Source organism: Actinomadura sp. J1-007 (genome assembly GCF_009793335.1).
Lineage (GTDB): Bacteria > Actinomycetota > Actinomycetes > Streptosporangiales > Streptosporangiaceae > Spirillospora > Spirillospora yumaensis.
In genome coordinates this window covers 790996-804152 of the sequence record NZ_WING01000003.1, presented here as the reverse complement: position 1 = coordinate 804152, position 13157 = coordinate 790996, and the positions used below count along the sequence as shown (strand labels likewise).

The window sequence follows — 13157 nt, the reverse complement described above, 5'->3', positions numbered from 1 at the left end:
GCGGGCTCTCAGAGGGCGTCGGCCAGGCGGTCGACCTGGTCCGGGTCCCGGCCGTAGCAGTAGAAGACGACCTCGTCGGCGCCGAGATCGGTGAACGCGGTGATCGCGTCGCGGATCTCGGCGGGCGTGGTGAGCATCCCGGCGACCATCTGGTCGGACATGCCGGTGAAGGCGTAGTACGCGTGCATGCCGGCGCGCGCGTCGTCGATCACGTCCTGGGAGCCGAGCGCGGCGTTGACCTGCGCGACGATCCGCGGCTCGCCGTCGCGGCCGTACTCCTTCCAGAACGTGCGGACGGTGTCGAACAGGCCGCCCGCCCACGAGGGCGCCGCGGCGGACAGGAAGCCGTCGCCCGACCGCGCGACGCGTTCGAGCGCGGGAGGCTTGAAGCCGCCGAACAGCACCTCGGGACCGCCGGGACGGGCGGGCGCGGGGCCGATCGGGCCGGCGCCGTCGCCGTACGGCTCGCCGGACCAGATCCGGCGCATCAGCGCCATCTGCTCGTCCAGGCGGCGGCCCCGGGTGCGGAGGTCGACGCCCGCGACCTGGTGGTCGTCGTCCCGGCCGCCGACGCCGAGGCCGAGGACGAGGCGCCCGCCGGTCATCCGGTCGAGGGTGGCGGCCTGCTTGGCGAGCAGGGCGGTCTCGCGCAGCGGCGCGAGGAGCACCTCGGTCTGCACGCGGACGCGGGACGTGGCGCCCGCGAGGACGGCCAGCGCGACCAGCGGCTCGGGGTTGTCGTAGACGAGCCGGTCGAGCAGGGCGAGGGAGGCGAACGGCCCGGCGTCCGCGCGCCGCGCCCAGTCGGGCAGGGCGGCGGGGTCGCTGATGGGCAGGCCGATACCGATGTTCATGGGTGGACTCCTCCGTGATGAGGGCTGGACAGAAGCGCGCCGCCCCTCCGGCACCTCGTCGAGGTGGGACGTTCCCGCACTGCGGCCTACTTCTGGAGAGCGTCTCGTCGGAGTGATCGAACTCTAGGACGAACGTCGTTCGCCTCGCAAATAGCCCCCCGGACGTACGCCGGGTCCGCGCGCCGTCGGGGGTTGCACTCAACCCGGGTTGAGTTAGGAGGGTGGCGTTCCGCCGCCTGCGAGAGGCGGCGCTGACGGAGGTGGAACGTGACCGAAGCGCTGACCGCGCAAGCGGCGCTGGCCGCGCAAACGACGCCGGCCGCGCAAGCGGCGCCGACCGTGGCCGAGGCCGCCGAGGCGTTGCGGAACGGGACGCTGACCAGCGTCGAACTCACCGAGGCCGCCCTCGCGGCGGCCGACCGTTCCGACCGGACGCTCGGGGTCTACCTGGCGCGTTTCGACGAACGGGCCCTCGCGGCGGCCGAACGCGCGGACGAGGAGCTGAGGCGCGGAACGGACCGCGGGCCCCTGCACGGGATCCCGTTCGGCGTCAAGGACACCATCGCGGCGGCCGACGGCCCGACCACCGCGCAGAGCCTCGTCCTCGACCGCGCCTGGGGCGAGGGGCGCGACGCCCTCGCGGTGGCGCGGCTGCGCGCGGCCGGCGCGGTGATCACCGGAAAGACGACCACGATGGAGTTCGGGTGCGGGCTGCCTGAGGAGGGCGGACCGTTCCCCGTCCCGCGCAACCCGTGGCGGCCCGAGCTGTGGGCCGGCGGTTCCAGCTCCGGCGCCGCCAGCGGCGTCGCGTCCGGGATGTTCCTCGCCGGGCTCGGCGGCGACACCGCCGGGAGCATCCGCATGCCCGCCGCGTTCTGCGGGGTGAGCGGGCTAATGCCGACGTACGGCCGCGTCCCCGCGGAGGGGTGCGTGCCGCTCGCCTACAGCCTCGACCGCGTCGGCCCGCTGGCCCGTACCGCGCGGGACTGCTCCGCCGTGCTGGCCGTGATCGCCGGAGCGCCGGGCGGCCTCCCGCCGTTCGCCGAGCCCCGCTTCGGCGGGGACCTGGCCGGGCTGCGCGTCGGGGTCGTCCGCGAGCACCACTTCCCGGACGACCGGGACCCGGCGCTGGACGAGGCGTTCGACGCGGCCGTGTCGGTGCTCACCGGGCTCGGGGCCGCGACGGCGGACGTCACGCTGCCGTACTGGCGCGAACTGATCGCCGCCCTGTTCGTGACCGCCGCCAGCGAGGGGCTCGCCTACCACCGCGCCGACCTGCCGCGCCGCTGGGACGACTACACCGCGGCGTCGCGCGGGCTGCTGGCGATGGGCGCGCTGGTGTCGGGCGCCGAGTACGTCCAGGCGCAGCGGGTCCGGAGGGTCGCGCAGGAGGCGGTGGACGCGCTGTTCGGCGAGGTGGACGCGATCGTCTGCCCGACCGCGTCGGTGGGCGCGCCGCCGTTCGACGCGCTGGCCGACGAGGCGGGCCACCAGGACAACGCGGGCGTGTTCGGAAAGATCTACACGCCGTACTGGAACCCGCTGGCCAACCCGGTGCTGGCGGTGCCCATGGGCCGCACCGCGGCCGGGCTGCCGCTGTCGATGCAGATCGCGGGCCCGGTCGCGGGCGAGGCGGCGATCCTCCGCGTCGGCGACGCGTTCCAGCGCCGCACCGAATGGCACCGGCACGCGCCCGTCGCCGCCGCCCGCCCCTCCGCCGCAACGGACGGGGAGGTGAACGCGTGACCGCTCCGCGCGAGGAAACCGCCCCGTCCGAGCCGTTCAGCCTGGAAGCCCGCGTGCGGACCCTGCTGGACGCGGCCGGGCTCCCGGCGAACGAACGGGAACTCGCCGGGCTCGTGGCGGCCTACACGACGCAGCGCCCGGCGGTGGACGGACTGTTCAACGTGGCCGCGGCCCGGTACGCCGAGCCCGTCCTCACCCCCGACGTGCCCGTGCGGGCCACCGGCCGTGCGGCGGACGGGAGGCCCGCGTGAGCACGCAGATCCACGCGGAGTCCGCCGCGCCGCCGCCGGATCCGAGCGTCCGGCGGCACGAGCGCCTCGTGATGGCCCTGGCCTGCGTGGGCTCGTTCGTCGTCATCCTGGACGCCACGATCGTCTCGGTCGCGCTACCCGGCATCCGCGCCTCGCTCGGGTTCTCCGCGGCGACGCTGCCCTGGGCGGTCAACGCGTACACCCTCGCGTTCGCGGGGTTCCTGCTGCTCGGCGGCCGGTGCGCGGACGTGTTCGGCCGCCGCGCGATGATGCTGACCGGGATGGCCGTCTTCACCGCCGCGCGGACGGTCGGCGGCCTGGCCGCCACGCCGGAGATGCTGCTGGCCGCCAGGGCGGTGCAGGGGTTCGGCGGGGCGCTGCTGATGCCGGTGACGCTGTCGCTGCTGACCGCGACGTTCACCGAGCCGGCGCGGCGCGCGCGGATGCTCGGCACGTGGAGCGCGGTCGGCGCGGTCGGCGCCGCGTCCGGGCCGGTGATCGGCGGCGTGCTCACCGAGTGGGCCGGGTGGCGCTGGGTGTTCTTCGTGACCGTCCCGATCGGGGTGCTCGCCCTCGCCGGCACGGTGCGCGCGCTGCCCCGCCACGACGCCCCCGGCCGCCGCCCCCGGCTGGACGCGGTGGGCGCCGCGCTGGCCACCGCCGGGCTGACCGGCGTGGTGTACGCGGTGATGCGCGCCGCCGTCGCGGGCTGGACGAGCCCGCGGGTCGTCGGGCCGCTGGCCGCCGGCGCCGCCCTGCTGGCGGTGTTCCTCCTGCACCAGGCGCGGTGGGCCCGCGAGCCGCTGGTGTCCTTGACGATCTTCCGGCTGCGCGCGGTGAGCAGCGGCAACGCGGTGATGTTCCTGCTCGGCCTCGGCTTCTTCGCCAGCCCGATCCTGCTGTCGCTGTACCTCCAGGACGTGCACCACTGGTCGCCCCTGCGCGCGGGCCTCGGCTACCTGCCGGTCGGGGTCGCGATGTTCGCGGGCGCCCAGGCCGCCGGGCCGCTGACGGTGCGGCTCGGCCCGCGCCGCGCGACCGTGGCGTGCTGCCTCGTCGGCGCGGCCGGGTTCGCGGGCGTGGCGGCGTTCCTCGGCGTGGACGGCTCGTACCCGCTGACGGTCGTGGTGTCGGGCGGGGTGTTCGGGTTCGGGACGGCCGCGGCGTTCACCCCGATCACGGTGGCGGCCACCAGCGGCGTGCCCCCGGCGCGGAACGGGCTGGCCGCGGGCGTGCTGAACACCGTCCGGCAGACCAGCGGGGCGATCGGGCTCGCCGCCATCAGCACGGTCTCGGCCTCGGCGGCGGACGGCTGGGCCGCCGCGCACCCCGGCCGGGGCGGCGGGGAGGCGCCGCCCGCGCTCGCGCACGGCCACACCGTCGCGTTCCTCGTCTCGGCGGGCTGCGTGGCCGCCGCCGCGCTCGTCGCCGCGCTGACCATGCCGCGCGACGGCCGGCGGCCAGGCGGGGCGGACCGTGACGGGGGCGGACCGTGACGGCGGGCGCCGGGCGGCGCGGGTCAGGAGTGCACGGGGACGGTCGCGCGGAACTGCGGGCACTGCTCCAGATCGTCCCCGTGCGCGCAGGTCAGGAGGTGGCCGAGGTACGTGCGCGCCGCCTCCAGCCGGTCGATGTGCGCGCCCAGCGCGGCGATGCGGCCGTGCACGGCCTCCTGCCACTCGCGGCCCGGCCCCCGGCGGCGCAGGAGCGTGTCGATCTCCTCGATGGACATCAGCCCGGTCTCCCGCCACAGCTTGATCAGCGCCACCCGGTAGACCTGCTCGGAGTCGAAGTACCGCCGCCCGGACCGCCGGTGCGGCGCCAGCAGGCCCCGCCGCTCCCAGTAGTGCAGCGTCGAGATGGGCAGCCCGAACCGGTCGGCCACCTCCCGGATCGCAGTCAGGTCGTCCATACCGCCATCTTCCCGGACGGCCCGCGCCCGGACGGCCCGGACGGCCCGCGCCCGGACGGCCCGGACGGCCCGCGCCCGGACGGCCCGCTGCGGGTCGCGCCGGCCGCGCCGGCCGCGCCGGCCGCACCGGCCCCGTCCTCGCAACGCGGGCTGCGAGGGCGGGGCCGGGGAAGGGGGAGGGGGTCAGACGCCGCGGCAGGGGACCCGGTAGGCGTCCAGGTCGTACTTCTTCTTGAGGGAATTGAAGTTCTGCGCGTTGGACTTCGCGCAGAAGGCGGACGTGGCGAGGTTGTACTCGACGTTGAAGACGGCCTTGCCCGCCGCCACGTACTTGTCGTATCCGTAACCGGCCTGGGCGCTGGTGCACTCCTTCTGCTCCCAGCACTCCTCGTTGAGGGCCCAGTCGAAGTACGGCTGGAGCTGCTTCAACTGCGGGACGTCGTTCTTGAGTCCCGCCGAGAGGCCCCGGGCGTGCGCCTCGTTCGCCAGCCAGGTGTTGAAGGCGAGCTGGTCATCGGCCTTGAGAGGGAATCCGGTGTCGTTGCCGTAGCCGTCGACGTTGTCGAACTCGATCGCGTCGAAGCCCTTGCTCTTGCACATGTCCATGCGCTTCTTCAGGACGGTGCCGAGCGGCCCGTTGAACGCCCGGATGTCCAGCCAGCGTTCGCCCTCCCAGTCGTCCAGTTGCTTTCCGAGCACGGCGGAGGGGAATTCGGCGGCGTCGGGTCGCCAGTTCTCGTGGCTTCCCGCGCTGATATAGCAGACGACCTTGCGGTCCTTCTTCGTGGCGTGCAGCCGCTGGACCGTGGCGGCCGAGGCGTTGAAGCCGTCGATGTCGTACATCGCGACGTCCAGGAACGGCTCGGTCGGCACCGTGAAGAGCTGCCACTGCCAGCTCGTGTTGAGCGCCGGCTTCCAGCAGCCGGGACAGGAGACGGGCTTCGGGAGTTCGCGGGCCGAGGCCGGCGGGGCGAGCCCCAGCCAGCCGACGAGGGCGGCGAAGAGGATGAGGACGAGTCGTTTCGGATCGCGCATGGGCGCTCCTCGCGGGACGTGGTGACGGCGCGGGGCGAGCATGCGTGCTGTTCCGCACTCCCCGTACCGGCCGGCCCCGAACGTTCGGCGGCGGGCACGGGGTGGCGTCGCCCAGTGGGGTCCGTAGGACCGACGCCAGCACGAGGAAGGAACCTCCCGTCACTCGACACTCGGCACCCGGCCAAGAATTGCTCATAGCTGCCCGATAATCAACACTTACGAACCAAAACGAGCACCGACCTGCGGCGCGACCACAGGCGGTGAAAGCGACGGGCTCTCAGTGATCAGGGGGCCAGCGGCGGGTAGCGCACCGCGCCCTCGGCGACGATCCGTCCGTTGGTGATCGTCATCAGGCGGGTGGCGCCGGCGATCCGGTCGGGGCGACCGTCAGCGGGTTCTCCCTGAGAACGACGAGGTCGGCGTACTTCCCCGGTTCGATCGTCCCGCGCTCGTGCTCTTCCAGCGACGCGAACGCGGCCCTGGAGGTGATCAGCCGCAACGCCGTCGGGACGTCGAGGCGCTGGTCGGGCAGCCAGCCGCCCGGGGGAGTGCCGTCGAACTCCGTGCGCGTCACGACCCGTTGCAGACCCCACAGCGGATCGAGCACCTCGTTGGCGAAATCGCTCCCGCCCACCATCGGCACCCGCGCCCTCAGCATGTCGCGCCACCGGTAGGCGTGCCGGAGCCGGTGCCGTCCGAGCGCCCGCTCGGCGAACCGCTGGTCCGTCGTGGCGAAGCTGAACTGGATGCTCGCGATCACGCCGCGCCGGATCATCCGCTCGATCAGGTCGTCCTCGGCGACCTGGACGTGTTCGAGCGCCCAGCGGTCGCGCGGGGACACCCCGTTGCGCTCGTAGGCGGTCAGCGCGACCCGCACCCCGCGGTCTCCGATGGCGTGCGTCGTGACGTTGAACCCCAGTTCGCGGGCGCGCGCCACGTCGCGGTCGGCGCGCTCCTGGTCCAGGAACAGGATGCCGCCGCGCGGGAAGCCGTACGGATCGTCGCTGTACGGCTTCCGGAGCGCGGCCGTACGGGGCCCGAGCCAGCCGTCGGAGTAGAGCTTCACCCCGAGGACCTTGACCCACTCGTTCCCCACGCCGGTGCGCAGCCCCATCCGGGCCGCCTCCTCGATGCAGCCCCACGCCACCCGTACCAGGAAGCGGACCTTCAGCCTGCCCTCCTCGGCGAGCTGGAACAGCGCGTCCAGCGCGCCGAGGTCGCGCAGCCCCGCCTCCACGACCGTGCTGACGCCCTGCTTGGCGACCTCCTCCTGCATCACCAGCAGGTCGTTCTTGAGCTTCTCGGTCACCGGGCTGTGCGCGCCCCGGTCCACCGGCGTCTCGCCGCGCGCGTGGATCTCCACGTGCCGCTGCCCGTTGCGGCGCCGCGCCTCGAACGCCTCCCGCTCGTCGTAGGGCGTGAACACCGGCCGGTACGCCTGCGCGCCCGCACCGCCGACCGCGGTCTGGATCAGATGGGTGTGCTGGTCGCGGAAGCCGGGCGCGACGAACGCGCCGCGCAGGTCGATCCGCCGCGTGCGGGGCCCGGCCCAGCGGAGCACCCGGCGGTCGGAGCCGACCGCGACGATCCGCGCGCCCTTGACCGCCACCGCCTGCGCCGTGCCGTTCCCGTGCTCACCGGTCCAGACGACACCGGAATGCAGCACCAGGTCGGCGTGGCCGGGGGAGTCCGGCGCCGCCACGGCCAGGGAACCGGTGGCCGCGCCGGCCAGGGCCAACGCGGAACGGCGGCTCATCGGAGGGATCGCGTCCACAGCGTGCTCCTCGTGCACTCGGTGACATCCCCGCCCCCAGCCCAGAAGATCAGTGTGCCTCCGCCCCGCGAGCCGTCCAACCCCGCGTCCGTTCCCGGACACCGGCGAGACCTCCGCGGGCGTCACCGCGTGACGCGGGCGTCCCAGTCGATGTGGTGGTGGTACATCCAGGTCATCTTGGCCATGGCCTCGGGCCTGTCGGCCTTGCGGAGGATGAACGGCAGCGCCAGGTCGCGCAGGACGCGTCCGGCCGCGCCCTGCTTCTTGGTGTTGTTCATCCCGGAGCCCCACTTGACGATCCGTTCCACGCGGGAACGGCGCAGGGCCTCGTAGCGCTCCAAGGCGGCCGGAACGGCGGGCAGGTCGCGCAGGCAGCGCGCGAGGACCACCGCGTCCTCGGCCGCCAGCGAGGCGCCCTGCCCGGACGCGGGGGAGACCGCGTGGGCCGCGTCCCCGATCACCACCATGGCCCCGTCGTGCCAGGTCGGAACGTTCGGCAGGTCGTACTGGTTGGTCAGGCCGATGTCGGCGGTGGTGGCGGCGACGATCCGCGCGCCGGGCGTGCGGTCGGCGGCCAGCAGCCCGGCGAGCCGTTCCTTGACGTCGCGGCCGGTGAGGCGGCGCAGCTCCTCGCGGGACGGCTCGCGCCGCGCGGGCGGGTTGGCGAACCACCAGACCTGGCCGTCGGGCGCGACCGTGTAGCCGAAGAAGCAGTCGCGGCCCCAGATCATCACGTAGTCGCCGGGCTCGGCGTCGACGCCCGCCGCGCGGGTGAAGCCGCCGGTGTTGCCGAGGCCGGTGTAGCGGGGGCGGGGGTTGGCCGGGTCGATGAGGCCGCGGGTGGCCGAGTGCACGCCGTCCGCGCCGATCAGGACGTCCCCCTCGGCGGTCGTGCCGTCGGCGAACGCGGCCCGCACACCGCCGCCCGGCAGCTTCTCAGCGCCGGTGAGGCGCTTGCCGTGGTGGACGGGCACGCCGCGCTTGACCACCAGGTCGTACAGCCCGCCGTACAGGGCGTCGCGGCGCAGCGTGTGGGTGACGGTGCCGTCGTCCAGCGTCGGGCCCAACGTGATCGAGCCCAACTGCTTGCCCGTGCCGCTGCGGAACCGGATCCGGCCCGTCGGGAAGCCCGCGTCCAGCACCACGTGGTGGGCGTCCACCGCCCGCAGCGCGTCCAGCCCGTTCACCGCGACGGTCAGGAAGACGCCGTGGTCGAGGCCCGCGCTGTGGTCGTACGCCTCGAACAGCTCCGGCTCCAGCCCGGCCCTGTGCGCGGCCAGCGCCGCCACGGTGCCGGCGACCCCGCCGCCGATGATCAGAACGCGCATGGCAGATCCCCTCCAATTATTTCGTTCGGTCGAACGAAACATAGGTGGCGCTCCCGCCGCCCGTCAACTGTTTCGTTCGGTCGAACTAACTGGTTATGCTGGCTCCCATGACCGACCGGGAGGACCTGACCGCGCGGATGCTCGCCGCGGGCCGGGAGCTGAGCACGGCCGCGGTGATGTTCCACACCGCGCTGGCCGCCCGCCAGGGCCTGTCCGCCACCGAGGAGAAGGCCCTGGATCTGCTGGACCGCCTCGGCCCGCTGACCGCCCGGCAGCTCGCGGCCCACGCGAGCCTCGCCCCCGCGTCGGTCACCGGCCTGGTCGACCGGCTGGAGCGCAAGGGCTTCGCGCGGCGCGTCCCCAACCCCGCCGACAAGCGCAGCGTCCTCGTCGAGACCGTCCCCGACCGCCTGACGGGCCTCGCCCCGCTCTTCGACCACTACGTGGCGTCGCTGACCGAGCTGGTCACCCGCTACAACGACATCGAACTGGCCGCCATCGTCGACTTCCTCACCGAAGCCGCCGCCCGCCAGCGCGACGCCACCCGCCTACTGAAAGACGACGGAGAGACTTTCGCGCCCGACTCCCGGTAGGACCCTGCCTCTCCGCCCGTGCCGCAGTCGGTCACCGGCCTTCTTCGGCGCGGACGGTCTGGAGGGCCGCGGTCACGGTGTCGGGAAGCGTCCGGCGGACCGGGACTCCCAGGCGGTGCGCGACACGGACCAGGTAGCGGTTGCGTTCGGGGTTCGGGCAGTCGGGCGGGCAGCCCAGCACGGCGCGGCCGGTCGGCGCGTCGAGCCCGAACTCGACGTTCGTGGTGAACCCCGGCATCGTCTCCAGGCACCGCGGGATCCAGAAGAGGACGGCGTTCGCGGCCGCTCGCGCCTCGGTCTCCCAGTCGACCTGGTCGTCGTACTCGCGGGCGCGCAGCCCGTTGCGGGATTCGGGCGTGAAGACCGTCAGCGGCTCGGGGCCCGTCCACTGGGCTTCCAGTTCGGCGACGGCGGCGGGACGCCACGACGGGACGTCCGCGCGGCGCGGAGTGGGCCCGGCGAGGAACACCGTCCGCCCACCTGCGGGGATGGGTTCACGGGCCCACACCAGGACGATGCTCACTCTGGCTCCCTCGAACGTCGGGCGCGGTTGAACGTCGGGCGCGGTTGAACGTCGGGCGCGGCTGGACGTCGGGCGCGGCGTCCTCCGCAGCGTAAGCCCGTCGCCCTCGGCGCGCGGGTGGGCGGGCCGACCGTCCCCGAGGCCGACCCGCGTACCGCCTGAGCGGGGACGGATCCGCGGTGCCGGGCATCGTTCCGACGGGCCAGGCGAGTGATGCGAATCGTGGCGAGCGATGCGCATCGTTGAGCCGCCTACCTGGCGTAATGCGGGCGGTCCGGTGCCGCGGTGGGAGGCGGCTCCTGCGAGCGTGCCGACTCCAGCTCGGTGACCAGGGTCTCCACGTCGGCTTCCGTTGTGGCGAGGTTGGTGATGCAGGCCCGCAGGGCGGGGGTCCCGGCGATGGCGGTCGTGGAGATCCACGCGTGGCCCGCGCGCAGCACCCGTTCGGCGACGGCCTCCAGGCGGGCGGCGTTCCCGGCCTCGCCGCCGTGGGCGTCGTCGGTGAAGCAGACCACCGGGAGCGGGGTGCGGTTGAGGACGCGCCACCCGGCGTCGGCCAGGCGGCGCCGCAGCAGGTCCCCGAGGTCGGTCTGCCGCTCGATCATGCGCGCGTACCCGGCGCGGCCGACGGCGGCGAGGGTGACGAACAGCTTGAGCCCGATCGCCCGCCGGGACCACTGCGCGGACGCCGCGTACGGATCGACGGCGCCGGGCGTGCTCGCGGGCATGTAGGCCGTGGTGATGCGGAACGTCTCCAGCAGCCCTTCGGCGTCCCGCGTCAGGAACGTGCCCGCTCCCATCGGCATGGCCAGCCACTTGTGCGCGTCCAGGGTCACCGAGTCCGCCCGCTCGATCCCCGCGAGCACGGGCCGCAGCCGGTCCGACAGCGCGGCGGCGCCCGCCCACGCGGCGTCGACGTGGAACCTCAGCCCCTCGGCTCCGGCGAGGTCGGCCAGTTCGCCGAGCGGGTCGATCACCCCGGCGCTGGTCGTGCCCGCCGTGCCGACGACCAGGAACGGCAGCAGGCCCGCGCGCCGGTCCTCGGCGATCCGCTCGGTGAGCGCCCGCAGGTCCATCCGCAGGTCGGGCAGCACCGGCACCAGCCGTACGGCGCGGCGCCCCAGCCCGCACATGTGCGCGATCTTCAGCCACGCCAGGTGGCTCTCCGCGCTGGCGTACAGGACGGGCCGTCCGGGGAGGGCGGCGAGCCCGTCCTCGCCGACCTGGGGGAACGCGCGCGTGAGGGCGAGCAGGACGCCCGTCAGGTTCGCCTCGGCGCCGCCGCTGGTGAAGTGGCCGGCCACCCGCCCGGACGGCAGCCCGAGCCGTTCGCCGAGGAAGCCGGTCACGTGCCGTTCGATCTCCACCGCGCCCGGCGCGTGCGACCAGGCCGCCAATTGCGGGTTGAACGCCGCCGCCAGCAGGTCGCCGAGCACGCCCAGCGCGGCCGGGTTGGGATTGAACAGCCCGAAATATCCGGGGTGCGTCGTGTGCACGGTCCAGCGCCGCAGCATCGCGGCCGTGTCCGCGAGCACCCCTTCCGGCTCCAGCGGGCCGTCGAAGTCGTAGCGCTCCAGATGCCGCCGTACGGTCTCGGGCGTGACGTCGGGCGTCACGGGCAGATCGCGCACCCCGCGCGCGTGCTCCTCGACCAGATCGAAGACCTGCCCGAACAGCCGCCGCCGCTCCTGCGGGCCGAGATCGAACGCCGTCCCCGCCACTGATCCGTCCATACCGTCCATGGTTGGACGCTATCGAGCGGAAGCCCCCGCCCTACAGGCAGATTTGAAGGCACTTCCCGCTTTTGCCTTTGAGAACCGCTGTTACTGTCGGCCTGTGCCTGATGATGTGAAGGTCAAGCTGGACGCCACGGACTGGCAGATCGTCGCGGAGCTGCAACGGGACGCCCGCGTCAGCTTCAGCGAACTCGGCCGCCGGGTCTCCCTCACACCGCCCGCCGTCGCCGAACGGGTCCGCCGCCTGCGGGACCGCGGCGTCATCGAGGGGTTCACCGCGCGGATCGACCTGGAACGCGTCGGGCTCCCCATCCTGGCCTTCGTGACGATCCGCTTCCCGGGCAGCGACTACCGCGAGTACATCCGCCGGATCCGCGGCATCGACGAGATCGTGGAGTGCCATCACGTCACCGGGGACGACTGCTTCATCGCCAAGGTCGCCGCCCGGTCGATGCGGCACCTGGAAGAGGTGGTCGCGGGCCTCGCGCGGTTCGGCTCGACGTCCACCACCGTCGTCTACTCCACCATCGTGCGCGACCGCGCCCTGACCGGCGACCTGGCCGACGGCCACCCCCGAGGCCCCGCGGCGCCGTGATGCCCGGCCGCTGAACAAGGGCCTCAACGCACCGAACGCGCCGGTCCGCGCCGGTCCGCGCCCGTCCGCGCCCGTCGGCACCCGTCCGCACGCGCCCGCGCCGGTCTGCGCCCGTCCGCACCCGCCCGCCTTCGTCGGTCATATCCACTCATCACTCAGATACAGCGATGTATGCGGATACCATGATGTATGTTTGCCGCATGGTGGTGCGGGAGACGCGGGCCGAGCGACGCCGGCGGACGCGCGAGGAGCTCGTGGCGTCGGCGATACGGCTGTTCGCCGAGTCCGGGGTGGCCGCGACCTCGGTCGAGGCGATCGCGGAGACGGCCGGGTACAGCCGGGGCGCCTACCACAGCAACTTCGACACCAGGGACGAGATCCTCGACGCCGTCGTCTCCCACGTGGTCGGCAGCCTGGAGCCGGACCTCGTCGCCGCCCTGCATGCTCCGGGCGGCGCGCTGGAACGGCTCGCGGCCTATATCCGCACGTTCCTCCAGTACTGCGCGCAGCGGCAGGTGGAGACGCGGGCGCTGATCGCCGTCATCGCCCACCGCACGGCAGCGGCGGCGGACGTCTACGACGAACTCGTGGCGGCCTCTCTCGCCGACATCGTCGCGTTGTTCGAGGAAGGGCAGCGCAGCGGCGAGATGCGTGAGTTCGACCCCGTCATGATGGCCTCGCTCCTCCGCCGCGCCCTCGATGCCGAAGGGCTGCGGGTCGCGGGCGGCGCGCCCGTGCACGCAGTGACCAACGAGCTGATCGCGACGTTCGGCCAAGCGACGCGTTCCGTCCCCGAAAGGACGACCTGAC

Annotated in this window: 13 protein-coding genes; 6 read left to right on the top strand and 7 right to left on the bottom strand. The window is 73.8% G+C overall.

Annotation, left to right across the window (positions count from 1 at the left end; translation table 11 throughout):
• Positions 1 to 8 precede the first annotated feature (8 nt).
• Positions 9 to 854: an LLM class flavin-dependent oxidoreductase gene (locus GEV43_RS45070; RefSeq protein ID WP_160826724.1), complete on the bottom strand. Its 846-nt coding sequence runs from the start codon at positions 852 to 854 to the stop codon at positions 9 to 11.
• A 267-nt stretch (positions 855 to 1121) separates the two neighbouring features.
• Here GEV43_RS45070 and GEV43_RS45065 point away from each other — a divergent pair, with 267 nt between their 5' ends.
• The 3 genes from GEV43_RS45065 to GEV43_RS45055 are packed head-to-tail and all read left to right on the top strand — an operon-like array spanning position 1122 to position 4347.
• Positions 1122 to 2600 carry an amidase gene (locus GEV43_RS45065; protein WP_309240327.1) on the top strand — a complete coding sequence of 493 codons (1479 nt, stop codon included), beginning with the start codon at positions 1122 to 1124 and terminating at the stop codon, positions 2598 to 2600.
• Positions 2597 to 2851, top strand: coding sequence for a hypothetical protein (locus GEV43_RS45060; RefSeq protein WP_160826723.1), 255 nt, complete (start codon positions 2597 to 2599; stop codon positions 2849 to 2851). The genes GEV43_RS45065 and GEV43_RS45060 overlap by 4 nt, the downstream gene beginning before the upstream one ends.
• Positions 2848 to 4347 carry an MFS transporter gene (locus GEV43_RS45055; RefSeq protein WP_309240326.1) on the top strand — a complete coding sequence of 500 codons (1500 nt, stop codon included), beginning with the start codon at positions 2848 to 2850 and terminating at the stop codon, positions 4345 to 4347. The genes GEV43_RS45060 and GEV43_RS45055 overlap by 4 nt, the downstream gene beginning before the upstream one ends.
• Positions 4348 to 4370: 23 nt before the next feature.
• On the opposite strand, the gene GEV43_RS45050 is transcribed toward GEV43_RS45055, so the two are convergent.
• From GEV43_RS45050 to GEV43_RS45035, 4 genes are all read right to left on the bottom strand, one after another.
• Positions 4371 to 4763, bottom strand: a complete 393-nt coding sequence (locus GEV43_RS45050; RefSeq protein ID WP_160826722.1) for a MerR family transcriptional regulator — start codon at positions 4761 to 4763, stop codon at positions 4371 to 4373.
• Positions 4764 to 4946: 183 nt separating this feature from the next.
• Positions 4947 to 5798 carry an endo alpha-1,4 polygalactosaminidase gene (locus GEV43_RS45045; RefSeq protein ID WP_160826721.1) on the bottom strand — a complete coding sequence of 284 codons (852 nt, stop codon included), beginning with the start codon at positions 5796 to 5798 and terminating at the stop codon, positions 4947 to 4949.
• A 349-nt stretch (positions 5799 to 6147) separates the two neighbouring features.
• Positions 6148 to 7572, bottom strand: coding sequence for an amidohydrolase family protein (locus GEV43_RS45040; protein WP_160826720.1), 1425 nt, complete (start codon positions 7570 to 7572; stop codon positions 6148 to 6150).
• Positions 7573 to 7694: 122 nt separating this feature from the next.
• On the bottom strand, positions 7695 to 8900 hold the full coding sequence (locus GEV43_RS45035; RefSeq protein WP_160826719.1) for an NAD(P)/FAD-dependent oxidoreductase: 1206 nt from the start codon (positions 8898 to 8900) through the stop codon (positions 7695 to 7697).
• Between the two features lie 107 nt (positions 8901 to 9007).
• Between GEV43_RS45035 and GEV43_RS45030 the strand changes: the two genes are divergently transcribed.
• Positions 9008 to 9493: a MarR family winged helix-turn-helix transcriptional regulator gene (locus tag GEV43_RS45030; RefSeq protein ID WP_206681720.1), complete on the top strand. Its 486-nt coding sequence runs from the start codon at positions 9008 to 9010 to the stop codon at positions 9491 to 9493.
• 31 nt (positions 9494 to 9524) lie between these two features.
• On the opposite strand, the gene GEV43_RS45025 is transcribed toward GEV43_RS45030, so the two are convergent.
• Positions 9525 to 10016, bottom strand: coding sequence for a nucleoside 2-deoxyribosyltransferase domain-containing protein (locus tag GEV43_RS45025; RefSeq protein ID WP_309240325.1), 492 nt, complete (start codon positions 10014 to 10016; stop codon positions 9525 to 9527).
• A gap of 251 nt (positions 10017 to 10267) precedes the next feature.
• Positions 10268 to 11749, bottom strand: a complete 1482-nt coding sequence (locus GEV43_RS45020) for a pyridoxal-dependent decarboxylase (RefSeq protein ID WP_160826716.1) — start codon at positions 11747 to 11749, stop codon at positions 10268 to 10270.
• A 103-nt stretch (positions 11750 to 11852) separates the two neighbouring features.
• On the opposite strand from GEV43_RS45020, the gene GEV43_RS45015 reads away from it, so the two are divergent.
• Entirely contained in the window at positions 11853 to 12347 is a 495-nt protein-coding gene (locus GEV43_RS45015; RefSeq protein WP_309240324.1) for an Lrp/AsnC family transcriptional regulator, read from the top strand.
• Between the two features lie 200 nt (positions 12348 to 12547).
• The gene (locus GEV43_RS45010) at positions 12548 to 13156 is read left to right on the top strand and encodes a TetR/AcrR family transcriptional regulator (RefSeq protein ID WP_160826714.1); all 609 of its coding nucleotides are present in this window, start codon (positions 12548 to 12550) and stop codon (positions 13154 to 13156) included.
• The last annotated feature ends 1 nt before the right edge of the window (position 13157 follow it).